The sequence below is a fragment of the Flavobacterium sp. AC267 genome (genome assembly GCF_979258715.1).
On record NZ_OZ409875.1, the window covers coordinates 5,024,558 to 5,049,469 of the forward strand.

A 24,912-nucleotide genomic window follows, 5' to 3' on the forward strand; every position below is an offset into this window, starting at 1 on the left:
GATTTTTTTGTAAGGTTTTTTTGGTTGTAAATTAAATTTCATACATTTACATTTGGTTATAGTTAAACAATAGGTGGACAAACTTATACTGGCTATAAACTTTTATAACAACCAGAAGCATCGCAACTGCTTCTGGTTTTTTAGTTTATAGTCTCAATATAATCGGGTAAATTTAAAATCAGGGATATACAATAATTGTTTTTCCTTCAACCTTAAATTTTATATTACTAAGCTCAAGTACTTTTAATACCTCAGACAAATTTTTATTCATAAACGTACCTCCATTAAATCTCACATCCGAAACATCGTCACGGTATTCTACTTTAATTCCGTACCAGCGTTCTAATTGTTTCATAACTGATTTTAAGTCGGCATTATCAAATTTAAATCGGCCGTTCTTCCATGCAACTGCGACTTCGGTATCGACTTCTTTAATTTTAATTTTACTAAAATTGTCAGAAACACTAGACTGTTGTCCTGGTTTTAAAATTGATTTTTGATTTTTATACGAAACCGCAACACTTCCTTCTAATAAAGTAGTTTTTAAAACCGATTCATTGTTATAGGCATGTACGTTAAAATGCGTTCCAAGGACTTCAATAGATTGATCGCCTGATTTTACGATAAAGGGTTTGTTTTTATTTTTGGCTACTTCAAAATAGGCTTCTCCTTCTAACTCCACAACTCTTTGATCGCCATTAAACTGTGTTGGATATTTAATAGACGAAACTGTGTTAAGATACACTTTGGTACCGTCTGCCAAAATAATATTATACTGCCCGCCTGTTGGTGTTGAAAGTGTATTGAAGGAATCACCATCATCTTTTGAACCAGCTGCATTTGGGTTTATCACATAGGTAATAACGCCATTTGCGCCCATCTTAATGGTTACTTCTTCTTCATCTCCTTCTTTTGCAATAGTATCTTTTCCAGAAATAGCAGACAAAACAATTTGTTTTCCGTTAGAAAGTGTCAAAATTCCTCTTGTTCCTCCTGGAGCAATTTCCTGTGGATTTGTTGCAACCGTAGTAATTTGTTCTTTTGGTTTTGTAAAGTAAAATATTCCAGAACCTAAAAATACTGCTATTGATGCTCGCAACAGCAATGCGCTGACCAAAGAGAAATTACTTTTCTATCCTGCTGTAATGGCAGATTCGATTTTAAATAATTATAACTGTCTTCCAGTTCATATTCGCTGAGCTGTAAATTGCTGTTAGAAGCTTTATGTAAATACCAAGCGTCCAGCTTATCGCTTTCTTCCATAGATAAAGTACCTTCTTGATGCTTTTTCAGCAATGTTAAGATTTCAGTTTTATTCATAATTACAACACGAAATTTTTGTCCTGTTTTATATAAGACAGTTAGAAATTACTTTTGTCATAGATAATGACGAAAAAAATTAAAAAAATATTATTAGATCATTAACAAATCTTGAAATACGTTATTTTTTGTTTACCAATCAGCCTGTTATAAGTAAGATTCTGCTATAGAAATTAACAAAAACAACATAATACTTTACCAAATGAAAACTCCCATTAAAGACTTGAGTTTTTCACGCAGAATTTTGAGCGAATTATATACTTGCTGTTTGGCTGTTTTGTCTGTAATATTTAATTGAAGGGCAATTTCTTCATACGATAGTTCTTCTACTTTTCTCAAGAGAAAAACTTCCCGCATTTTTTCTGGAAGTAAAGCAATTTCTTTTGCTATAATCGATTCTAATTCTTCTTCTCTAAGATTAGAATCTGCAAAAACATAGTCGTTTTCAACAAAGTGCGAAATAGAATCAGCGTAGCGCGAAACCACTTTTTCGTGCGCGATATAATTAAGTACTCGATTTTTTACCGCTTTGTATAAGTAGGAAGAAAGAGATCCAGTAATGGATAGTTCGTTACGTTTGTTCCAGATCGAAAGAAAGACCTCTTGAACAACATCATTGGCCTCATCCTGATTTTCAAGAATTTTATAGGCGTGGTTAATTAGGATTTTAGAATACCTTTTAAAAATTTCGGTATAGGCTGATTGATCGTCTTCCTTAAGAAGATCTAATAAAATATCATCAGCATATTCGCTATAAAGAGGCATTAATAAAAAGGATTGAAGATCAAAAAACGCAATATTAAACATTTTTTATGTTAAATACTAAAACATAAAGAAAAGGGTGGCATTATCTGTAATATTTATATTGAGTTTACGTAAGCCTCTTATTTTTAACAAGTTTTAACTGCTTCTTACCACAAAAAACAATATTTCTTCTTCTAATTCTTTAGATAAGTTTTCACATTCCAATTTACGGCGGAAATTTTTTTCAAATTTCTTCTGATAAACTTGAGCATCAACAACATTATTACAATAATCGTCACAAATTGTTCTAAACTTTTCATTGTTTAAGTAAAGAAATTTGATAGATTCAAAGTGTTCCGCAAATCTGATATTATATAATTCTTCAGGCACAGACATAATTTGGAGTTTAAGATTTAAATTAATCATAAGGTATCTCAGGAATAATCTAGTAAATCATTTCACACCGAAATTATAAATTAAAAACACTGTTTTATTGAGAAAGAGGTTGCAAATTATAATTTGCAACAATATTCAATCTAATGATCGTTTTTTGAAACAAGTTTTATCTTAATCTAAAGACAAACCTGACAGGTTTTTAAAACCTGTTAGGTTTCTTATGATATGATCTGCATCCTAAATAAATCTCAAAGCAAACCTGACAGGTTTTAAAAACCTGTCAGGTTTATTAGTATTATAAATATTTGTATCCCCTTAATCCAGCCTAAACCATTCATTTACTTCCTGCGAAATTGTTTCTTTTATTTCAGGATTTTCAAATTCATTAGACGCGACATTATACACATAATCGTTCTTCCATTTTTTATAATGCAGGGAGATTTGTTCAATTGCATCGCAGATAAACGTAACTTCATCATTTGTCATAATCGGATGCAGTGATAAACGCACCCAACCCGGTTTATTGGTTTGGTTTCTTTCTAAAAGTTCGTTTGTAATGAGTTCCGATTTTTTTTCGTTTATATTGAAAAGATAATGCGCATAAGTACTTGCGCAAGACCAGTCATCGCGAACCTGAATTCCGAAACGGTCATTTAAAAGCCGAACGATTAAGTTGTAGTGAATATCTTCGATAACAAAAGAAACACATCCAATTCGGTCTGTTTGAAGATCTCCTAAAATGGACAAACCTTTTATTTTTTGAAGTCTAGAAAAACAAAGATCAAGCAGTTCTTTTTCTCTGTTTTTAATATTTAAAATGCCCATTTTATCTTTTAATTCCAAAGCTAAGGCAGTTCTTATTACTTGTAGAAAGCCTGGCGTCCCGCCATCTTCTCTAACTTCTATGACCTCGCTATAACAATATTTGCCCAGCGGATTCGTCCATTTTACATTTCCTCCGCCCGGATTATCCGGAAAATTGGATTTATATAATTCCTCATTAAAAACCAAAACGCCGCAAGTTCCTGGTCCGCCTAAAAATTTATGAGGCGAAAAGAAAATTGCATCTAACTGCTGTTCCGGATCTTTTGGATGCATATCGATTTTGACATAAGGCGCCGAAGCGACAAAATCAACAAAACACAGTCCGCCGTTTTGATGCATGATTTTAGCCAGTTCATGATACGGCGTAATAATTCCCGTAACATTCGAACAAGCGGTAAACGAACCAATTTTCAAACTTCTGTCTGCATATTTTTTTATTTCTTCAGAAAGAATATTCGGATCAACCAGATTATTTTCATCAGCAGGCAGAATCACAACTTCGGCATTGGTTTCGTACCAGGAAACTTGATTCGAATGATGTTCCATGTGCGTAATAAAAACCACTGGTTTATCATCTTCATCAATCGCTCTCAGTCCCATTATCCTTTGCAGTTTCGACAAAGCGGCCGTCATTCCAGTTCCAGTTGTAATCAAAACATCAGATTCATTTGCATTCACCGATTTTTTAATGATATCTCTCGCATATTGATAGGCATAAGTTGAAGTCTTTCCTGTCTGGCTAGAAAGTGAATGCGTATTGGCAATCATCGGTCCCATTTTATTGAGCATAATATCTTCGATCGGAGCATACAATCTGCCGCTGGCAACCCAATCTGCATATAACAGATTTTGTTTTCCATAAACCGATCTAAAAGTATGATCTACACCTACTGTATTTTCTCTAAACTTAGAAAAATAGCTTTCTAATTCAATTGGTTTCGTTTGTGTCTCAATAGCATTCATTTCCTTATCATTTTATATTAACTAAATTTATTATTGATTGAATCTTCTTTGAAGAATTCAAAAACTTCAAAGTAATTGAAGTTTGTTTGTCATTCTGAACGAAGAATCGCACTAGAATCTCAACATTATTTGGCAAATTCCGCGTGTGATTCTTCGTTCCTCAAGAATTACAAAAAAGTTACTTTTCTAAAAGCGATTTAAGCGTAGCCTGCAATTCTTCTCCGTGCAGATTTTTTGCCACGATAATGCCTTTTGAATCCACTAAATAATTTGCTGGAATTGCTCTTACGCCATATAATTTAGCGACTGCACTGTTCCAAAAAGCCAAATCTGATACTTGAGTCCAGTTTAAATTATCGTCCTGAATTCCTTTAACCCAGTTTTCTTTCTTTTTATCCAAAGAAATTGCCACAATATTGAATCCTTTATCGTGAAATTCTTTGTAAGTCGCTACAATATTTGGATTCTCTTTTCGGCACGGTCCGCACCACGAAGCCCAGAAATCTACTAAAGTATATCCTTTCAGATTTTCAGAAAAATGAACTGGTTTACCTTCTGGATCATTTGCTGTAAAATCAGGGGCTTTTTTTCCAACCGATAATCCGTTTAAAACAGTAACCAGTTCTTTTAATTCTTTCACGTAAGTGTTATTTTGCTGACTTTTATCAAGCAGGGCAATATTTTGAGTAATTTGCTCTGGAGTTAATCGATAAGACCAATTTCTGTATAATACGTAAGCAGAAACAATGGATTTTGGATGCTCTGTAATGAATTTACTAATTTCTAGATCTTTCGTTTTTCTGTACGTATCAAACAAAGTCTGAGAAGCTGAACCTTCAACTACAGATGTACTGTAATATTTAAGCGGACTAAGTTTAACGGTAATTGGTTCTTTTTCAAGGAAAATATAGAACGGACTATTTTCTGTGTTTACGCTTAATCCGTATAATTCTGGAGTTTTAACTTTGGTTGTAAAGCTAAAATTTCCATCTTTAACTTTTGCCGAATCAATCGTAGTAAACATTTTATTATGAAACTTTTGCAAGTAAACATATGGAACCACGGTATCTACAACAGTACCTTTTAATTGTAAATTGTTTTCCTGTGCCTGAGTTTGGATAACTCCAAAAAATAGGGCAAAACCTAATAGTATTTTTTTCATTTTATTTTGATTTTTAGTTTAAGTTGAGACAAAAGAATTCCCAGGCCAAAGTCAAAAGGCTTCTAGAAAATATAGTTTAATAAAAAAATTAAGGGAGAATTTTAAGTCTTCACATTCGAAAAAAAGCAAGACTATTTTCTTCGAAAATTAAATTCAAAAGTTCATAACTCGTATATAAGATTGATTCGTTTTTCATTTTAAAATAAATCATTTTAGTACTAATGAACTTATTCAGATTTGAGGAAATCTTCTTATCTATCCACCGTAGTGGAAGGATTTAGCACCTTATTTGGCAACAGGTTGCTAAGACGTCAATGGGCCTATTCCCTCAGTCTTTCTGGATAAGTATCACACAGAAGTTTTCTGTGGTACAAATATATATATTAATTCTATCAAATTAGTAGTATTAAGGAATATTTTTTTGATAATTATTTAAACAGATTAACTTAAAGCACTTTAAAACACTGAATTACATCAATTTAAAAGCTAAAAATGTTTGTTTAAATTTTAGATTCATACTCTTTATTGAATAAATGAACTTCAAAAGCATTTTTAACCGCATAAAAAAACTCACTTCGCTTTTGAAATGAGTTTTGTAACTGCCTCTTAAACCAGACTTGCTTATTTATTCTTTCTCTTTTTAGCACTTTCGGTCTGTAGTTTAACACTGTCTTTCTGTACTCCTTTTGCAGGCGTATAGGTAGAACCGTCTTGTACACTTTCTCCTGGTCCGCTTCCTGTTCCTTCAGTACTTTTAGATTCGTCGCGAGCAGTTGTTCCAGCTTCTGCACTTTGAGTTGTTTCAATATTAGTTTGATCGCTCGGCGCATTTGCTGTAGTATCTTTTGGTGTTTCTGTACTATCAACGGGAACTATATTCGTTTCTATTTTATCGCTGTAACCATCATTCTTTTTACAAGAAGATAATAATCCGACCAAAACAACAAGAAACAGGATATTCAATTTCAATAAAGCTTTCATAACAAATGTTTTAAATATTTATAAAAGCTAAGTAACTATTAATAAAACGGTTAATCTTACAGTATTTCTATAAATTTTTATATTAACATTCATAATTGAAATTGATTGAATATTGTTCTAAAAAAACAAAAAGCCTGTAAACGTTACATTTACAAGCTTTTTATCTAACTAAAGTAAAATATTTATTCTTAGAAAGTCACCACTTTCACTCCAAGAGTAAACCATCTTGAAGGTAACGGCACTGCTCCTACTTCATAATAAGTCGCATTAAAAATATTCTGAGCATCCAAAAAGATTGTAAATTTCTTTATAGATTGACTTACTCTAAAATCATTTACCCAATAGGAAGGGCCTGTGATTCTTTCGTTAAAACGAGTTGCAAATAATACAGAGAAATCTCTATACTGATAATCAATTGTGTTCGTAATTTGATGTTTTAACGAAGAAATAAGATACTTAGAATATATTTCGGTACGTGAACTTTCAAATTGAGAATCTAAGTACGTATAAGCCAAAAGAATATTCAATCTCGAATCTTTAGAAAAATCAAATCTATAATTACCGCGCAAGTTGATTCCGTTTGTTTTTAAATCGCCTGTGTTTTGACTCTGCCAAGGCACCGTTGTCGCATTACGCATCCAGTCGATATAATTGTCTATTTTTCTGTAGAAATAATTTGCATTAAAACTTAAAGCTTTCTTGATGTATTTAAAACCAATTTCACTTTGAAAAGCATTTTCAGAATCTAAATCGGCATTACCAATATTTCCTGTTTGCTTGCAAATACAAATCTGTAAATGATGGAATTCTTTGGCTTGTTCCCACGTTTCCAATAATTTTAAACGTATCTGTAATGGCATAACTTGCATCAATACCTGGATAAATCTGCCATTTATAATCGGAATTGTAATTTAGATAAGTACCAACATTTACGTCTAATTTTTCTGTAAAACTTGTTCTGTATTCCGCATAAAGTCCAACATTTTCACGATCGTGATCGCCAATATTAGACGAATGAATATTTTCATTTCTAAATTCTGCTCCAAAACCAATTTCACCTTTAGATAATTTAACGGTAGAGTTCAACTCTCCCGCAATAGAATTGGTATAATGCTGACTTCTTCCAACATTTAAATTAGCATTTCCTAAATAACGATAATCATCATAATTGTATCTATAGGTTATTCTCGGCATAATTTTCCAGTTTTCTGTAATAGCATGCTTCGACTGAATGTTGGCAAATGTAGTTTGTACAATTTCGGTAGAATTAATATCGCCCGGCGCCGCATAAAATCCGTTGGCTCCAAATCCGTTGTTAATATACCCTGCCGAACCTAAAATTTCATTAGAATCATTAATCTGTACATTTCCCTGATAGAAAATTTTATTGTTTTCGAATGCAGTATTATAACGGTAACCATTGCTTTTGTCATGAGAAGCAAAAATTAAATGCTGTTGTTTTTCTTTTCCCAAAACAGCTCCCGCCTGAACTCCGGCGCCATAAAAAGTATCTCCTGTATCTCTAGTATCTTTTTCAAAATTAGATCCGGCGTATGTACTTACTAAAAATCCAGAATCTGTTGGTTTTTTGGTCACAATATTAATCGCACCCGTCAAACTGTTGATTCCAAAAGTTCTTGCGACTGGTCCGCGAACTACTTCAATTCTTTCAATTGCTTCAACCGGAAGAGGCAAATTAAGCATATTATGAGCCGTTTGCGAATCGATTACTTTAGCACCGTTTAACAAAACAACTGTCTGCTCAAAACTACCGCCGTCAACACTAATATCGGCCTGCGTTCCAAACGGTCCTCTTTGTCTAATATCTACTCCATTTGCATATTGCAATACTTCTTGAAGCGTTCTTCCTGGAAGCTTTTTAATGGTTTCACTTGAAATGATGTACACATTTCTATTTTGCTTCGAAATTGGCGTACTAAAACGGTTTTCATTAATTATTACTTCCTCCATATTAGTAATGGAATCCTGTGTCTGCGCGTAAAAACTGGTACAAATTACTGAAAAGACAGCAATATAGATTTTTTTCATTTGGTTATTATTTTTTTGGCAAAAGTAGTACCTTGCCGTACCAATAAAGTATACCAGTTTTATAATTATGGATAGTCCGGTTCAAATTCCTTTTAGAAGCTTTATTCAGCTTAAGCCAGAAGAAAGCACAGCAATTTACCTGCGACTTGTTTTTGAATTTATTAAAGCCATACAAACGGGTTTCCTTCCAGAGGGAACAAAACTTCCGGGCACGCGAATTCTCTGTAAAGTATTGGCGGTAAACCGAAACACTTTGATTAAAGCTTTTCAGGATCTAGAATCGCAGGGCTGGATTGAAACGCTTCCTAATAAAGGAACTTTTATTTTATCGCGACAGAAAAAAAATAAGGCCGAATTTCCAATTTTAAAAGAACAAAATCAATCTGAAATACCTGCTGGTTTTACTTTTCAGCGTTCTACTATTCTCGAAAATCCAACAGAAATCAGCAATCTGCCTTTTCAATTTAATGACGGAATGCCAGATTTGCGATTGGTACAAACAGATGTTTTGGCGAGACTTTATGTTTCTAAATTAAAAAGGAGAAAAACCTCCAAAACCTACGAAGAAATTCAGTTGCGTTCGCATTCTAATTTTAAAACTCATTTCTCCAATTACTTAAACCTTACGAGAGGAATTCGAATTTCGACTTCTAATCTTCTTACTACAAGCAGTCACGAAATTGGTTTGTACCTCGTAACAAAAGTCCTTATTGGTTCTGGCGATAAAGTTGTGGTGGCTTCTCCCGGATATTATATGTCCAATATGACATTGACCAATACGGGAGCGCAGATTATTTCGATACCTGTGAATGAAGATGGAATTGATACCAAACGCTTGAAAGAAATCTGCGAAACTTCTACCATCAGAGTTTTGTATCTTACTTCCAATTATCATTATCCAACTACGATTCTGCTTAGCGCTAAAAAAAGAATTGAAGTTTTGGAATTAGCCAATCAATACGGTTTTGTTATTTTGGAAGATGATTATGACTTTGATTTTCATTATGATAATAATCCAGTGTCGCCTTTAGCCGCATTCGACTCGAACCAGCGCGTAGTTTATATAGGATCCTTTGGAAAATCGCTTCCTTCGGGATTCAGTTACGGATTTGTTGCTGGTCCAGCTGAATTTATTAAAGAACTGGAAAAACATCAAAACATACTCGAACCCGGAATTGATGTGATTAAAGAACAGGTTTTAACAGAATGGATTACGGAAGGTGAAGTGCATCGTCTTTCGAAAAAAAATAAAAAAATCTACAGAGAACGCCGAGATTATTTTGTTTCGTCGCTCAATGAAAAACTAAAAGACAAAATTCAATTTAAAATCCCGCCACGAGGTTTAGCTGTCTGGGTAGAATGGCAGGATTATTTCAACCTTATAAAATTGCAGAAAGAATGTCATAATAACGGATTATTCCTGCCGAAAACTATTTTATACCAAACCAAAAACCTTACCGCAACACGCTTAGGATTTGGTCATTTGGAAAAAGAAGAAATGGAAAAAGCCGTAACTATTTTAAGCGAAAGTCTCGAAACTGTTATCTCTTTAAACGAATAAAATTTACAATTCAAGAATCCTCACTAAGACAAAGTATCTCATATACTGTCAATTATGTAATTTGTAAATTTAATACTATAATCTGAATAGGCATTTGGAAAGTAACTTTGATGCACGTTATTTTCCAAAAGACACCTAATTATGATTTATACAACTCTTCAATTAGTCTTAGTTTCTATTGCGGCAACATCAGCCATGACGTGGTTTAGTTATGCAATGTCTAAAAGTTTTAGAGAATTATATAAAGAGCCGGTGCTTTTAGGTTACGCCATTGACAAAATGAAAATTGATCTTTCGACCCAATCAAAAATAACTTGGGGATGGCTGTTACATTATGTAATTGGTTTTTTGTTTGTCGTTGGATATCATATTGTTTGGGTAAAGAATATTGCTCCAATTTCACCACTCAGCGCTCTGCTACTAGGGGCTATCAGCGGTGTAATTGGCATAATCAGCTGGATAATTATTTTCAGTATGACCCATCATCAACCCCCAATTGATTTTAAGGGTTATTATATTCAGCTGTTCTTTGCCCATGTAATATTTGCAATTGTTGCGTATGCACTGTACTCTATTTCATTAACACTGCAAAATTATTAACTCAAGCTTATGTCACTTTCTAAATACAACCAAAAAAGAGATTTTAAACAAACGCGTGAGCCGAAAGGAAAAATTGAAAAATCGGCAGATGAGTTGATTTTTGTGGTTCAGAAACATGCTGCCTCTCATTTGCATTATGATTTTAGATTAGAAATGAATGGCGTGCTCAAAAGCTGGGCGGTACCAAAAGGTCCGTCAATGGATCCTGAAGTAAAACGTCTTGCCATGATGGTTGAAGATCATCCGTACAGCTACAAAGATTTTGAAGGCACAATTCCAGAAGGAAATTATGGCGCTGGAAATGTGATCGTTTGGGATAATGGAACGTATACTTCTGACGAAAAAACTACCTCTGACGAAAAACAATTATTAGCCGATCTTAAAAAAGGACGTTTGAGTTTTATCTTAAAAGGAAAAAAACTTAAAGGTGAATTTTCGTTGGTCAAACTTCATGGAAAACAAGAAAATGCTTGGCTTTTAATTAAAAAACAAGACAAATACGCGACAGATACTGATATTTTAGAAAATAATAAATCGGTTATTTCTAAAAGAACTTTGGAAGAATTGGAAAAGAAAGCCGCAAAATTGACTCCAAAAACCGAAGCAAAAAAGACAGCTGTAAAAGCGGCCAAAAAAAAACCTGAAGTAAAAGTTTCAGAAGTATTAGAAGCCTCCTTTGTTAAACCAATGCTTGCCAACACTACCGAAAAACCTTTTGATGATGAAGAATGGATTTTTGAAAACAAATACGACGGTTACAGAACTATTGCCGTAATTAATCCGCCGAAAGTTGATTTATTCAGCCGCAATAAAATTTCGTTTGATGCTAATTTTAAACCCATTGCAGATGAATTGGCACAAATAGATCATACTGTAATTCTGGATGGCGAAGTTGTGGTTGAAAATGAAGCCGGGCGTGCCGATTTCCAGATGCTTCGCAAAATTATCTTAAAACGGGAATTGGAAACTTAAAATATTATGTTTTTGATTTGTTGAATCTCGACGGAAATCCAATAACAGAATTATCGCTTCTGGACCGAAAAGAACTGCTTAGAATTTTATTTAATAAATATTCTTTTTCCAATATTTTCTATTCTGAACATACCGTTGGCGATGGTATCAAGCAATTTGAAAAAGCCAAAAAAAGTAACAGCGAAGGAATTATAGCCAAAAAAGCAGATAGTTCCTATACTGTAGCCGCAAGAAGTAATAGTTGGCTGAAAATTAAAATTTCTAACGAAGAAGAAGCGATTATTATTGGAATTACAGAACCTAAAAATTCGAGAAAGTATTTCGGCGCAATTCTGCTTGGACAATATAACGGTAAAGAATTGCAATACATTGGCAAATGCGGTACTGGCTTTACAGAATCGGTTTTAAAAGAACTTTATACCAAATTGAAGCCTTTGTTTATTGAGAAATCACCGCTTAAAGAAAAAGTTCCTTTGCGGGATAAAATTCAGTGGGTGAAACCCAAGATAGTTTGTCAGGTGAAATATTCGGAATGGACGCAGGATAACAATTTAAGACATCCCGTTTATTTAGGATTAAGAGTAGACAAAAAAGCCAGCGAAGTTACTTTCAATGGCAATATTAAAAAAAGCAGTACTAAAGAAACCAATGATACCATACCAGCGATGGAAAATTTAAAAGAACAGAAAACCGAAAATGATTACGATTTGAAAATTGGAAAAACGACTTTGCATTTAACAAATCAAAATAAAATCTATTTTCCTAAAGACGGAATTACAAAAGGCGACATTATCCAATATTATAATGAAGTGGCGCAGCTTATGCTTCCGTACCTAAAAGATCGTCCAGAATCTATGAACCGTTTTCCTAATGGCATTGATTCGCCTAGTTTTTATCAAAAAGATGTCGATGTGGATAAAACGCCGAAATGGCTTAAAACCAAAAAAATATTCTCTGAATCAAATGATGACGATGTTAATTATTTGATTTGTAATGATAAGGAAACGCCGCTTTATATGGCAAATTTAGGGTGTATTGAAATGAACCCGTGGAATTCGACTATCAAGCAGATTCAAAATCCAGACTGGCTTGTTATCGATTTGGACCCTGCGACAGAAAATGATTTTCCAATTGTTGTACAAACCGCTTTAGTAGTCAAAGAAGTCATGGATGAATTGGATACAGAATGTCTGTGCAAAACTTCTGGCGCCACTGGACTGCACATATACATTCCGCTTGGAGCGCAGTACGATTATGATTCAATCAAGATTTTAGCAGAATTAATTGCTAAAGAAGTGCACGCCAGACTTCCCAAAATTACTTCGATTGAACGCGGCATCAAGAAGAGAAAAAACAAATTGTATATCGATTTTCTGCAAAACCGAAGAGGACAAACTTTGGTCGCACCTTATTCCGTTCGACCAAAACCTGGCGCTACGGTTTCAACGCCTTTGGAATGGAGTGAAGTAACAGAAAAATTACATCCGTCGCAATTTACCATTAAAAATGTGCTGTCTCGTTTTGAGAAAAAAGGCGATTTATGGAAACCTGTTTTATCAAAAGGCGCCAACATTAAAAAGATTATTCACAAACTGGAAGAAAACAAAACCGATTAAGAAGATTTTTTCTTTTTCGTTTCCAAACTTGCTTTCAGCATTGACATTAAATCGTCGCTTTGTTTGTGTACTACTTTTAGTTTTGGAGATGCTTTTTGTGGTTTTCCTTTGGCTTTCTTTTTAATAATATCCAAAAGTTTGGCGGTATATTCGTCTTTAAACCCGGCAATATCAAATTTCTCCGTAAGCTGATCGATTAGTTTTTCGGCCATGTCCATTTCTTTCGTAGATTTTTTGGACATTGGAGGCAGTTTTAATTCGCTCGTGCTTCTTATTTCCTGTTCAAAGCGAATTCGGTTTAAAACAATTACATCTTTATATGGTTTTAAAATCGCAAGACTTTCTTTATTTCGTAAAACAAAGCGCGTTACGCCCACTTTTCCAGATGCCTGCGGCCGCATCACGAAGTAAACCGTAGGCATTCATCGCACCTTTATCTGGCTCGAGATAATATGGTTGTTCATAGTAAATACTCTGAATTTCTTTTTCTAAAACAAAACTTTCAATATCAATAGTTTTGGTTTTGATGGCATCTGCGACCTCAAAATCAGAATCGTCTAGAATGACATATTTATCATCCAATTTATAGCCCTTTACAATATTGGCAAAATCAACTTCTTTACCCGTATCTTCATTAACACGTTTAAACTTGATATGAGCATGATCTTTTTTATCGAGCATATCCATATCAAGACTGCTTTCCTCTACTGCAGAAAAGATTTTTATCGGAATATTAATTAAACCAAAACTTACTGAACCTGTCCAAATCGATCTCATGATTTTTGTTTTAGAAATATCTCCTAAATTAAAGTAGAAACCAGCTTCAAATGTTACAAAATCAACTTGTTATTTTTATAAAGTTATGGGGTTCAATCTAGGCATTATAGTATAAAAAATTAGGAGTTATAAGTCAGACACTCTAACTCATAACTCCTATTTTACTAAGACTAAAAACTAAGAACAAAGGACTAAGACTAATCACTTGAACTAAGAACTAAGACTAAAGACTAATTACTAAGAACTAACAACTAATCACTAAGGACTAAGAACTAACCACTAACAACTAATCACTAAGAACTAATCACTAAGAACTAACAACTAATCACTAAGTACTAATCACTAATCACTAAGGACTAATCACTAATCACTAAGAACTAAAAGGACTAAATTACCATCCTCTAACCGCTCCGCCTTTAAATTCCTGCTCTGTCGCTTTTTCAACTTCAGCAGATTGAAAAGCTTGCAAAAACTGTTTTACTTTTTCTTCGTTTTTATTGTCTTCACGGCTTACCACCAAGTTCACATAAGGCGAATCCTTATCTTCAACAAATAAAGCATCACGCGAAGGAACCAATCCTGCGGGAGAAGCAAACGTATTATTGATAATTGCAATTGAAACATTTTCGTCGTCTAGAGCACGAGGCAGTTGAGGCGCTTCTAATTCTAAAATTTTCAAGTTTTTAGGATTACTTACAATGTCTGTAACTTTAGGAAGCAGACCCACATTATCTTTCAATTTTAATAAACCATTTTTTTGCAAAAGCAATAAAGAGCGTCCTCCGTTTGTTGGATCATTTGGAATAATAATCGTGCTTTCGTTTTTCAATTCAGCAAGGCTTTTTATTTTTTTAGAATAACCAGCAATCGGGTAAACAAATGTTTTTCCGATGATAGCCAATTTATAACCGCGTTGTTTAGACTGCTCATCTAAATAGGGTTTATGCTGAAAAGCATTTGCATCAATATCTCCCTGACTTAAAGCTTCATTTGGAATAACATAATCGTTGAAAGAAACCAATTCAACTTCTAATCCGTATTTTTCTTTTGCTACTTTTTTAGCGGCTTGAGCCACTTTTAATTCTGGTCCAGAAGCCACTCCCACTTTTATAAAATGCGGATCATTATTTTTACTTTTTCCGCAATTAGATAAAACAAGTGCCAAAGCCAAAACTCCAGCTGTTTTAAAAATATTTAATTTATTTTTCATTTCTATTTTATTATTTTTTTTTCACTTTCCACTTTCCACTTTCCACTTTTCACTTTCGACTTTAGACTTTAAACTTTAGACTTTAAACTTTAGACTAAAAACTATCTATGATCAAATCGTTTTGATAATCTGTCTCCCACGAACTGAATCACGAATACCAGAATAACCAATAATGCTAATACCGAGTTCATCGTTACGGCATCATAACCAATGTAGCCATATTGATACCCAACCTGCCCTAATCCGCCGGCACCAACAGCGCCGCCCATTGCAGAATAACCTACAAGTGTAATTAAGGTAATCGATGCTTGCGTTGATTAAAGAAGGCAGTGCTTCTGGCAATAATACTTTGTATACAATTTGAAGCGGTGTTGCACCTAACGCTCTCGCGGCTTCAATTAATCCTGAAGGAAGACTTAGTAAACTATTTTCGACCAAACGGGCAATAAATGGCGCCGCACCAATGCTTAACGGAACTAAAGCCGCACTCACACCAATTGACGTACCTACAATGGCTCGTGTAAACGGAATCATCCAAACAATTAAAATAATGAAGGGAATGGAACGAAAAACGTTTACCAAAACCGATAAAGTTCTATTTAAAACCGGTTGTTCTAAAATTTGGTTTTTACGTGTAAGGAACAACAAAATTCCTGTTGGAAGTCCCAATAAAAATCCAAAAAATCCCGATACAAAAGTCATAACAATGGTTTCCCATGTTCCTTTTAACAATAATTCTATAATGGAATCAGACATAACCTATAATTTCTGTTTTAATATGTTTCGAATTAAAATATTGAATTGCGACGATTGTAATTTTCTCGTTTTCCGGATAACTCGATCAGCATTACACCAAAATTAACTTCACCAGCCTGATCCATTTGAGCGCTTACAATTTTAAAATCAGTATCAAAAAGTCTGGAAACTTCTGAGATCACAGGTTCGTTTACCGACTTTCCCGTCATTTCCAATTTCAATAACGGATTCAAAGTTCCGTCGTCTTCTTGTTTTAATTTTTCCTGATAAACCGCTGGGATATCAATATGCAAGGAAGAAGAAATAAATTCTCTGGTTAATTCATGTTTCGGATCTGCAAAAATCTCGCCCACACTTCCCTGCTCTATTAGTTTTCCGTGACTAATTACAGCCACTTCATCACAAATAGATTTTACAACTTCCATTTGGTGCGTAATCAGTAAAACTGTAATATTTAAACGTTTATTAATATCTTTCAGCAAATTCAAAATAGACCTTGTAGTTGCAGGATCTAAAGCGCTTGTTGCTTCATCACATAAAAGTACTTTCGGATTGTTTGCCAAAGTTCTTGCAATTGCAACACGCTGTTTCTGACCTCCAGAAAGACTTGCAGGATAATCGTTTGCTTTTTCGGCTAAACCAACTAATTGCAGTAATTCTAAAACTCTGTTTTTAATTTCTGTTTTTGAAGTTCCTGCAAGTTCCAATGGAAAAGCAACATTTTCGAAAACAGTTCGTGAAGAAAGAAGATTAAAATGCTGAAAAATCATTCCGATTTGTCTTCTTTCGATCGCTAATTCTGAATTTGATAATTGCATTAAAGCTTTACCGTCTACAATAATTTCTCCTGAAGTTGGTCTTTCCAATAAATTCACACAGCGAATCAAAGTACTTTTTCCAGCTCCCGAAGTTCCAATTACACCAAAAATTTTCCCCGGCGGAACCCTAAGCGAGACATCAGACAAAGCGACAACAATCCTGTCTTTCTGATGAAACGTTTTGGTAACATTTTTTAATTCAATCATTATTTAACTAAGTTTTAAAATCAAAAAAGCCTTTCAAAGTTATGAAAGGCTTTTTTCGAAATAAATATCATTTATATATAAGCCAGATCAATAAGTCTCATAACAGCGTCACAGCACATCATACTGCGGCTATAATAATTCTTCATATTCTGGTTACTATTTTTCATTGTCGTCGCAAATTTAAGTAGTTATTTTTAATTTTTCTGTAAAAACTATCAAAACTTTTATTAGCCTATCAATGTAGTAGGTTTTTTAGGTGTTTCAAATTCCAAATTCCAAATTCCAAACTCCAAATTCCAAACTCCAAATTCCAAATTCCAAACTCCAAATTCCAAAATCCAAAATCCAAACTCCAAATTCCAAATTCCAAATTCCAAACTCCAAATTCCAAACTCCAAATTCCAAACTCCAAATTCTAAATTCCAAACTCCAAATTCTAAACTCCAAATTCCAAAATCCAAAATCCAAATTCTAAATAAAAAATTCCAAATTCCAATTGATTTTGGAATTTGGAATTTGAAATTTGTTTTTTTTTTTTTGGGTTTTAACCCCTAATTATTCTGCTCTGCAATTGAAGCTTTATTCAGTTTTATAATTCTGATTTTTTTATTGGTATTGTCCGATAGAAAAATGAGATCATTCAGTCGCGCAGTTCCCACAATAGTTCCGAAGGCATTCTGACCTAAAATATCTGATGCGTTAACCACGGCTTTAGTATTTTTTTTCATGAAATCTTCTTTTGGATATAATCTTAAATAAGAAACGTTTCCAACATTTTCTGATGTAACTGCCCAGTCAGAACTAAAACTAACCGAAATTGGTTTTACATCTAAAAACTGCATTTTTTCTGGCTCGATTGGTATGGTAAGCGACTTTGCCGCATTTGCTTTAATATTGGCAATATTATAATACAAATAACTTTTTGCATCTCTTCCGGCTACCACAAGATTGCCGTCATAAACATCCATTGAATATACTTCTGTGTAACCATTTAATGTATTTAATTTAGCAATTGGTTCTAAATTCCAGTTGCTTGTCTCGGTAATCTGCGTCGTTTCGAAAACTTTTATGGACTTTTCTTTTTCTTTTACAAATACCAATCCGTCTTTAACCACTACACCAAAAACGTGTACAAAAGTCTGCCACCATTGGCCGTTTCCCACAGTGCTTATTCCTGCATTGGTCACTTCATCAAATACAAACAACCTTGATTCGGTGCTTCCCAAATAAATACGTCCGTTGTCAACCGCAACCGAAGTCAGACTCGTTAACGGAATTATTGTTGTTCCTTTTGTGTATTCTTTAATGGTCTTGATATGCGCGAATGTAACTGCATTAAAAATTTCTAAAACATTGCCATTAACAACATATAATTTTTCATTAGAAACGGCTATTCCTTTAGGATCAAATGCTTCAGTGCTTTCAGGAATATTTTGTGCTGTTAATGTCGCTTCATCGGTTGGATAATAGTACTCATAATTTTTAGATTCGAGCTCGTCTTTACTGCAATTGGTAAAAAAGCAAAGCACAAGAATTAGGGGCAAAATATGTTTCATGTCTCTTTTATATTTTAATTCCATTTTCCTTCTCCTTTATATTTCAGCAAAAATGGATTTTTTGGATTAACGGTAAATACTGGTTTTTTATACGTTCCTTTTACGTAAGTTGTTTTACTGTAGGTTTTTAAAACTTCCGGATCTGTAAAAGGAAGATCATTGATATGAATCAAATACTTATAAAAATGAGTCAGCATTTCCTGCTGGCCTCCGCCTTCACCGCTGTTTGCTAAATTACTGCTGTGGTTAAAACCAATATGATGCGAATACTCGTGTGACCAAACTGACATCTCTCCTACCCAATGTCCAGTTACATATCCAGATTCCCATTGCGAAGCCAGAGCGCCTCCGCCCCAAGCAGAATCGCCGCCAACCATTGCCATATAAACGGTTCTTTTGTCAAGGTAATTCCAGTATATTTTTTCAATTTCTTCTTTTGGAAGATAATCGTAAACGCCGTCAACGTCATCGGCATTTCCGTGCCAGTTCAAAGCGCCGTTTATTGCCGTTCCAGCCAGCACAGCCTGCTCTTCTTTGTATTTGTCAAAATTGGTAAAAGTGCTGTAATACAACGGATGACTTAAGGCATACGAATAATTAATAATCATGGTAATCGCTTCTTTGGCCAAAACTGGATTCATGGGAAGAAATTTTCCTAATTCATTAATATGATACCCATCGTGAAACTGAACTAAATGATTGGATTTTATTTTTTTGAATTTTTGAAATAATGGATCTTCTGATTCTACCGAAAATTCAATTGCTCCAGAAGAAAATCCTTCAATTTTATCAATGGTTACTGTATTTCCTGTTTCTAACAAATAGTCGTTTTTCTGATCTGTCAAAGGAATTTTATGAAAGGAACGATGAAAAGCTGGTATTTTTGAAAAACTGTAAATCAAGAAACGTTTGTCGTAATTAGGCAGTTTCGCATAAATCTTGACATCTGAAAGTCCGACTGGTGAATACAGCGAAACTTGTACAGAATCTTTTCCTTTTTGAATAACCTGAAGCGGTTCGTTTACTCTAAACCAACGATCTGTTTTGTCGTACATTCTGGCAGGATCTTCATCATCTGCAAACATTGTCATTGGGTGGTTTTCTGCGGGCAAAGCTGTGGCATCAATACTCGACAGGTAATTTGGCTGGTACGAATCTGCGTCGTCGTCTGCTGACCAAAAAGTATACTTGCAAAAATTACAAGTAAATAGTAGTGGGGTTTTCTCATTTAAGTAAGTAGGTTTGGGGTTAAATAATTTATACAAAACTATCAATATGCTTTTTAAAAACAAGTATATTGAAAGAAAAGTATGAATTTAAAATATACTAAAAGTAAGTTTTACCAAACACAACAATACTTATAAGTCAGACTTAAAAGCTTATATCTAATTTATTTTGGGTTAAATCTAAAGTTTCGATTTTGGATAAATCAGCATTAAATTTTACAAATGCTTGCAGGAAAACCCACTTTTATTTTTCCGAATTTATCTTGCATTCCAATTGCATGAAGCAACTCTTGTTGTAGCCATTTTTACAGCTTCATCTACAGCAACATGGAGATGGTTATAAGCATTTTGCACTGCTTCTGCCATTGATATTGCGGCGCCAGCCAAATTGCCGTCTTCATTTCTATAAAAACCATTTTCTAAATGAGCATCAAAATTATCCCATTTAAAATTGGAAACTTTTCGCCCTAAAAATGTAGCATCGCTGATGAGAAAGAATTTATCTTTTTTTAATTGATAGGCCACTTTTGCGCTGAGCATAATCGCAATGTACGCCGTCTAGAATTACGGGAGCATAGACTTCGTCATTTTCAAAAACAGCGCCAACCAAACCTGGTTCACGATGTCCAAACTGCGTCATGGCATTAAACAAATGGGTTACGAGTTTTATGCCTTTGGCAAAATACTGCTGTGCTTCTTTGTGGGTAATTGTAGAATGTCCTATTGAAATGGTAATACCGCTTTCGATCAGCATATTGAGCTGTTCATCGGTAAAACATTCTGGGGCAATTGTAATCAGTTTTATTACGTCTTTTCCGTGCTTGATAATTTCTTCGAGTTCTGCATTGGTTGGTTTTCGAACTTGATCAATACTGTGCGCGCCGCGTCTTAACGGATTTAAAAATGGTCCTTCTAAATGCATTCCAATAACACCGTTATTATGCTTTTGTCTATAATGACGAACCGCTTCAATTCCTTTTAAAATGGTTTCGTTTGAAGAAGAAATTAAACAAGGTAAAACATGTGTTGTGCCATATTTTAAACTGGAATCGTAAATATCCTGAATTGTTTCTTCGTTTGGAGTCTGACTAAAATAATACTTTTCGCCTCCATTAATCTGAATATCTATAAATCCTGCCGCAATATGATTTCCTCCAAGATCAATTTGCTCCATACCAGTTGGAATCTGTTTTTGTACCGAAATAATTTTTCCGTTTTCAACAATAACAACTCCATTTTCGATTATTTCGTCACCAGTATGCAGGACAGCATTTACGATTGCTTGTTTCATGTTTATTTATTTCTTTTATTTTCTTCTTTCAAATTTAATGAGTAAGATCCAATTAATCTTTTGAAAGGCAAATAAAAATAAAGAATATAAATAAAAAAAACACTTTAATCTGCGCCTCCGTCGACGCTGTCAAATGTTTCACGTTCTTTAGGTTTAACGCTGTATTTTAACGAAAACATTGGTCCGTAATAAATATCAAATTGAGTTCCGTTGGTACGCATTTGCATTTGTCCTATCACACCTGCTAAAAAATGAAGGTTTGGAGTAATTCCAGCGCTATAATAAACTGAAAGCCTAAAAATATCAAAATGTTCGTCTGCGTAATCTTTGGAAGCAAATTTGAGCATAAGTTCTGTGTAGTAGCCTATATTTGGCGCTAAAAAAATAGGTTTTGCACTGCTTTGACTTAAAAAATGATTAACACCAAACCGCGCTCTTAATCTAGGAATAGTTTGATGATTTCCATTTCTGTCATCGAAAAATTTAGTTTCAAAACGCACTTGTTCAAATATTGATCCTCTGGGCATATTCTGCGTAAATGTCCCCATAACTATAAGTCTGTTTTCGAGAGTTTTATAGTTACCTGCTTCTTCAACTGCATATTTTTGGTTGTGCGCATAGCCCAGCCACAATTTAAGATTTTTAAACCCTGAATAAATAAGCCACGGTCTTATTACTTTTCGCTGTGTGTATTCAAAAGGATTATCATTAGTGTAAGTTCCTTGCGTAACCAGCTGTACATCTGCCTGACCGCTGAGATGCCATTTTTCAATTAACGGAAAAGCAACATCAACCTCTTCTATAGAGGCAGGAATAAAACCAATTGAATAAGGCGCATCTTGTGCTTTTAAAATCTGTGCAAAGATTGTACAGCATAACAAAACCAAACTTCTCTTTAATAAATCCATAGCACGTAAAGTTTTAATTTTCAATTAAAAACAGAAATAAAAAGCCCGGATCAAATTTAAAGAAACAACCTAAACACAATTTAAAAAAGCTGTTGCATATTATAATATGGAACAATTTTTACAACTAAAAAAAAAGCTTCAGAAAAATATCTGAAGCTTTTTTTAATTAAATTCTGAAAATTAATATAGTACAGTCATCGCCAACTGTATATTTTATGTGTTAATCTGGATTGGCAAGTATTTTGTACAATTCGGCATTCGAAATATAAAACTGGTTCTCTAAAGTAATCTGCGAAAGCTTCGCACTTACCAGATTATTTTCTCTTGAATTGATTAAGAAAATCGAACTTTCTCCAAAAGAAAACAGTTTTTCTTCTGAGCTTAACATGGTCATATAATCGTTAACCAGATTATCGATTACGTTTTTCTGTTTTCTCAAAGAGGCAATTTCGGTTTGTTGCGCCTTTATTTTATTTTTAAGTTCGAGTCGTCGCTGTCCGATGTCAAATTGCAGATCTTGAATTTTAATTTTAGCCATTTTTAAATTTCCACGCTCTTTTCTCAAGAAAATAGGGAAACTAAAATCAACATTAAACTTATAATCATCTGCATTAAAAGTGTTCCAATATTGAGGTTCTGATATGTAGTTGTACCCAACATTTACCTTTGGCAGTAATGAATTGGCTTTCAACTGTCGGTTTACTTCCAGAATCGACATTTTAGTTTCTAAAGATTGAATTTTCGGATGTGAGTCCAGCGATTCAACATCAACCATCATGGCATCTGTTCTTAAGGTTTCTTCTATGGTCTGACCTAAATTCTGCTCTGGTTTTACCATTTCGCCCAATTCAACAGGAACATTTTCAATCCATAAATAATTAGCCAAATTTAGTTTTGCCTTTGCTAGTTTTAATTTTCCATTTTCAAAATTCAGTTCTCTGTTTCTTACGGTAATTCTGGCTTCTACGCTGTCAATTGCAGGAGAATCTCCAGACTCAATTAATTTCTTAACTCCAGAAAAACGAGTACTTGCAAAGCCTAAATAATTCTTATACAGTTCAGCTTCGTTGTAGCTTTTTCTCCATTCGAAATAAGCTTCACTTGCTTTGTACAAAACGGCAATTGCTTTTAATTTTCGTTCGGCGTCACTTAATTTTACTTGAAGTTTTCCTTCTCGAACATCGGCCATTCTCTGATTAATAAACATTCCCTGACCTAAAGCCACGCTGATTCCAAGCGAAGTTAATCCCGCTTCGGGCGTACGATTCTGCGGATTGTAATATTCTCCGTCCGTATCATCAAAACCAGCTTTGATCTCAATTCCATACCAAGTCGGAATTTTAAAACTGCTGTTTAATAATGAATAATATTCTGTTCCTTTAAATTCTTTCTTACTGTAATCTACTTCAATTTTTGGATCAAAGCCACCGCGCAGCGCCATTAATTGGGCCTGTGCATTTGTTACTTCCAGATTAGCTTGTTTTACGAGCGGATGGTATTTTTTTACATATCCCAAAAACTCGCTGAAACTCAATTCTTCTTCATTAAAGTTCTGACTTTGAAGCGAAGAAAAACTCAGCAGAAATAAGAAAGAAAGCAATTTTACAAGATTTCTCATTTTATTTTTTCTCCTTTCCTTTTGCTTCTTTTTCACCTGAATTATAATAATTTGGAGGAAAACCATTTAGGTTTCGCCAAACTTCATACCATACAGAAACGGTTTCCAGCAATGCAATACTTTGCGCACCAGCACCAATACTTAATTCTTTCGGCCAATGACGGTCTTTTCCGTCTGGAGAAATCAAGACTCTGTATTTTCCGTTTGCACTAATAAAGTTTTCGATCGCTACCACTCTTCCGCCGTACGTTCCGTAGGATAATCCCGGCCATCCAGAAAATACAATTCGAGGCCATCCGTCAAACCAGACACGAACTTTTGCTCCACGGTGTACCAACGGTAAATCGATAGGATCTACATAAGTTTCTACTGCAATATCATAACTCGATGGCATAATGCTTACTACTGGAGTTCCTTCTTTAATAGTTTCTCCAAGACCCGCCAATAAAGCACGGTTAACATAACCGCTCTGAGGCGCTGTAATGTAATACAAACCGTTTCTTAATCTATAATTCGTATATTGATTTTCCAATTTATTTACCTGCGCTTCTGTATCATATTGGGTACTTAATGCTGTAAATTTATCACTTCTTGATTTTGATATTTTTTCAGCGTATTCGGCAGTAATTCTATTAATTTCAACTCTAGCATTTATTAATTCGTTTCGGTCGCTCAACAGTTTATTTTCCTGCGTAATAATATAAGCTTCAGATTCCTGCAGTTTCAATCTTTTCTGCTCGACATCTGTCATTGGCTTTAAGCCTTCTTTGTTTAATGCCGTAGAACGATCAAATTGTGTAGTAGCAATTCGCAATTGTGTTCGAACAGCAACAAGATCCATACTATCACTTTTTATTTTCAGCTGTGCTTGTTTTATTTTATTTCGAGCCTGCTCTAACTTCAATTGTCTTTCTGTTGTAAGCGACTGCGCCTGAACATCAAGAGAACCCACCTTATCACCGTACGATTCTGCTTGCCATTCTTTTGGCATCAACTTGTTCTTTGGTATTTCCAACTAAATTTGGATCGAGGTAATCTTCTTTGATCTCAGAAATAAAAAGAATTGTATCTCCTTTTTTTACATAATCGCCTTCTTTTACAAACCATTTTTCAATTCGACCCGCGATAGCATTATGCACTGTCTGCGGTCTTTGGTCTGGTTTTAAAGTCGTAACAGAACCGCTTCCTGAAATATTCTGCGTCCAAGGCAGAAAAAGACAGCCAACAAGAAAAATCAAAAATCCGATTATTACTTTGTTTAAAATTCTGTAATGTGGTCTTCGAGCAACACTTGTAATAGACTTGTAGGTGCCCGGAGTTATAAGTACGTTATTATCTTTAGATATATTGAGCATG

24 protein-coding genes, 2 pseudogenes and 1 riboswitch are annotated in these 24,912 nt (G+C 34.3%); of the genes and pseudogenes, 4 read left to right on the forward strand and 22 right to left on the reverse strand.

Annotation, left to right across the window (positions count from 1 at the left end; translation table 11 throughout):
* Positions 1-178 precede the first annotated feature (178 nt).
* The 9 genes from ACZZ95_RS26700 to ACZZ95_RS26740 form a co-directional block, all read right to left on the reverse strand.
* Positions 179-1,099 carry a FecR family protein gene (locus ACZZ95_RS26700; RefSeq protein WP_463471406.1) on the reverse strand — a complete coding sequence of 307 codons (921 nt, stop codon included), beginning with the start codon at positions 1,097-1,099 and terminating at the stop codon, positions 179-181.
* Positions 1,084-1,320, reverse strand: coding sequence for a hypothetical protein (locus tag ACZZ95_RS26705; protein ID WP_463471407.1), 237 nt, complete (start codon positions 1,318-1,320; stop codon positions 1,084-1,086). The genes ACZZ95_RS26700 and ACZZ95_RS26705 overlap by 16 nt, the downstream gene beginning before the upstream one ends.
* A 195-nt stretch (positions 1,321-1,515) precedes the next feature.
* Positions 1,516-2,127, reverse strand: a complete 612-nt coding sequence (locus ACZZ95_RS26710; protein ID WP_253250972.1) for an RNA polymerase sigma factor — start codon at positions 2,125-2,127, stop codon at positions 1,516-1,518.
* A gap of 93 nt (positions 2,128-2,220) precedes the next feature.
* Positions 2,221-2,460: a hypothetical protein gene (locus ACZZ95_RS26715; RefSeq protein WP_253250973.1), complete on the reverse strand. Its 240-nt coding sequence runs from the start codon at positions 2,458-2,460 to the stop codon at positions 2,221-2,223.
* A gap of 315 nt (positions 2,461-2,775) precedes the next feature.
* Positions 2,776-4,248 carry an aminotransferase class V-fold PLP-dependent enzyme gene (locus tag ACZZ95_RS26720; RefSeq protein ID WP_463471408.1) on the reverse strand — a complete coding sequence of 491 codons (1,473 nt, stop codon included), beginning with the start codon at positions 4,246-4,248 and terminating at the stop codon, positions 2,776-2,778.
* 178 nt (positions 4,249-4,426) lie between these two features.
* Positions 4,427-5,410 carry a redoxin domain-containing protein gene (locus ACZZ95_RS26725; RefSeq protein WP_463471409.1) on the reverse strand — a complete coding sequence of 328 codons (984 nt, stop codon included), beginning with the start codon at positions 5,408-5,410 and terminating at the stop codon, positions 4,427-4,429.
* 248 nt (positions 5,411-5,658) lie between these two features.
* Positions 5,659-5,758: riboswitch (SAM riboswitch) on the reverse strand.
* A gap of 273 nt (positions 5,759-6,031) precedes the next feature.
* Positions 6,032-6,391 (reverse strand): hypothetical protein, encoded by a 360-nt coding sequence (locus tag ACZZ95_RS26730; RefSeq protein ID WP_095951823.1) that lies wholly within the window; start codon positions 6,389-6,391, stop codon positions 6,032-6,034.
* A gap of 188 nt (positions 6,392-6,579) precedes the next feature.
* A complete protein-coding gene (locus ACZZ95_RS26735; RefSeq protein ID WP_463471410.1) occupies positions 6,580-7,224 on the reverse strand; it encodes a TonB-dependent receptor domain-containing protein in 645 nt (214 codons plus the stop codon).
* The gene (locus ACZZ95_RS26740; protein WP_463471411.1) at positions 7,148-8,440 is read right to left on the reverse strand and encodes a TonB-dependent receptor plug domain-containing protein; all 1,293 of its coding nucleotides are present in this window, start codon (positions 8,438-8,440) and stop codon (positions 7,148-7,150) included. The genes ACZZ95_RS26735 and ACZZ95_RS26740 overlap by 77 nt, the downstream gene beginning before the upstream one ends.
* A gap of 67 nt (positions 8,441-8,507) precedes the next feature.
* On the opposite strand from ACZZ95_RS26740, the gene ACZZ95_RS26745 reads away from it, so the two are divergent.
* From ACZZ95_RS26745 to ligD, 4 genes are all read left to right on the forward strand, one after another.
* Complete coding sequence (locus ACZZ95_RS26745; RefSeq protein ID WP_463471412.1) at positions 8,508-10,001, forward strand: aminotransferase-like domain-containing protein; 1,494 nt, start codon at positions 8,508-8,510, stop codon at positions 9,999-10,001.
* A 141-nt stretch (positions 10,002-10,142) separates the two neighbouring features.
* Positions 10,143-10,601 (forward strand): hypothetical protein, encoded by a 459-nt coding sequence (locus ACZZ95_RS26750; RefSeq protein ID WP_463471413.1) that lies wholly within the window; start codon positions 10,143-10,145, stop codon positions 10,599-10,601.
* Between the two features lie 9 nt (positions 10,602-10,610).
* Positions 10,611-11,573, forward strand: coding sequence for a DNA polymerase ligase N-terminal domain-containing protein (locus ACZZ95_RS26755; RefSeq protein WP_463471414.1), 963 nt, complete (start codon positions 10,611-10,613; stop codon positions 11,571-11,573).
* Positions 11,574-11,590: 17 nt separating this feature from the next.
* The gene (ligD, locus tag ACZZ95_RS26760) at positions 11,591-13,189 is read left to right on the forward strand and encodes a DNA ligase D (protein WP_463471415.1); all 1,599 of its coding nucleotides are present in this window, start codon (positions 11,591-11,593) and stop codon (positions 13,187-13,189) included.
* On the opposite strand, the gene ACZZ95_RS26765 is transcribed toward ligD, so the two are convergent.
* The 13 genes and pseudogenes from ACZZ95_RS26765 to ACZZ95_RS26825 all read right to left on the reverse strand — a co-directional run bounded on the left by ACZZ95_RS26765 (position 13,186) and on the right by ACZZ95_RS26825 (position 24,911).
* On the reverse strand, positions 13,186-13,566 hold the full coding sequence (locus ACZZ95_RS26765) for a Ku protein (RefSeq protein WP_463471416.1): 381 nt from the start codon (positions 13,564-13,566) through the stop codon (positions 13,186-13,188). The two genes, ligD and ACZZ95_RS26765, sit on opposite strands and share 4 nt — an antisense overlap.
* A complete protein-coding gene (gene ku, locus ACZZ95_RS26770) occupies positions 13,535-13,966 on the reverse strand; it encodes a non-homologous end joining protein Ku (RefSeq protein WP_463471417.1) in 432 nt (143 codons plus the stop codon). The genes ACZZ95_RS26765 and ku overlap by 32 nt, the downstream gene beginning before the upstream one ends.
* A gap of 391 nt (positions 13,967-14,357) precedes the next feature.
* A complete protein-coding gene (gene metQ, locus ACZZ95_RS26775; protein WP_463471418.1) occupies positions 14,358-15,176 on the reverse strand; it encodes a methionine ABC transporter substrate-binding lipoprotein MetQ in 819 nt (272 codons plus the stop codon).
* Between the two features lie 101 nt (positions 15,177-15,277).
* A pseudogene (locus tag ACZZ95_RS26780) lies at positions 15,278-15,932 on the reverse strand (methionine ABC transporter permease MetI).
* Between the two features lie 32 nt (positions 15,933-15,964).
* Positions 15,965-16,957: a methionine ABC transporter ATP-binding protein MetN gene (metN, locus tag ACZZ95_RS26785; RefSeq protein WP_463471419.1), complete on the reverse strand. Its 993-nt coding sequence runs from the start codon at positions 16,955-16,957 to the stop codon at positions 15,965-15,967.
* Positions 16,958-17,184: 227 nt separating this feature from the next.
* Positions 17,185-17,418 carry a hypothetical protein gene (locus tag ACZZ95_RS26790; RefSeq protein ID WP_463471420.1) on the reverse strand — a complete coding sequence of 78 codons (234 nt, stop codon included), beginning with the start codon at positions 17,416-17,418 and terminating at the stop codon, positions 17,185-17,187.
* Positions 17,419-17,508: 90 nt separating this feature from the next.
* Entirely contained in the window at positions 17,509-18,537 is a 1,029-nt protein-coding gene (locus ACZZ95_RS26795; RefSeq protein WP_463471421.1) for an NHL repeat-containing protein, read from the reverse strand.
* A complete protein-coding gene (locus ACZZ95_RS26800) occupies positions 18,528-19,778 on the reverse strand; it encodes a hypothetical protein (RefSeq protein ID WP_463471422.1) in 1,251 nt (416 codons plus the stop codon). The genes ACZZ95_RS26795 and ACZZ95_RS26800 overlap by 10 nt, the downstream gene beginning before the upstream one ends.
* Positions 19,779-19,997: 219 nt before the next feature.
* The gene (locus ACZZ95_RS26805) at positions 19,998-20,264 is read right to left on the reverse strand and encodes a hypothetical protein (protein ID WP_463471423.1); all 267 of its coding nucleotides are present in this window, start codon (positions 20,262-20,264) and stop codon (positions 19,998-20,000) included.
* On the reverse strand, positions 20,239-21,030 hold the full coding sequence (gene nagA, locus ACZZ95_RS26810) for an N-acetylglucosamine-6-phosphate deacetylase (RefSeq protein ID WP_463471424.1): 792 nt from the start codon (positions 21,028-21,030) through the stop codon (positions 20,239-20,241). Before nagA ends, ACZZ95_RS26805 begins: the two co-directional genes overlap by 26 nt.
* 104 nt (positions 21,031-21,134) lie before the next feature.
* Positions 21,135-21,938 carry a DUF2490 domain-containing protein gene (locus ACZZ95_RS26815; protein ID WP_463471425.1) on the reverse strand — a complete coding sequence of 268 codons (804 nt, stop codon included), beginning with the start codon at positions 21,936-21,938 and terminating at the stop codon, positions 21,135-21,137.
* Between the two features lie 220 nt (positions 21,939-22,158).
* A complete protein-coding gene (locus tag ACZZ95_RS26820) occupies positions 22,159-23,556 on the reverse strand; it encodes a TolC family protein (protein WP_463471426.1) in 1,398 nt (465 codons plus the stop codon).
* 1 nt (position 23,557) lies between these two features.
* Positions 23,558-24,911 (reverse strand): annotated as a pseudogene (locus ACZZ95_RS26825) (HlyD family secretion protein).
* Between the last annotated feature and the right edge of the window lies 1 nt (position 24,912).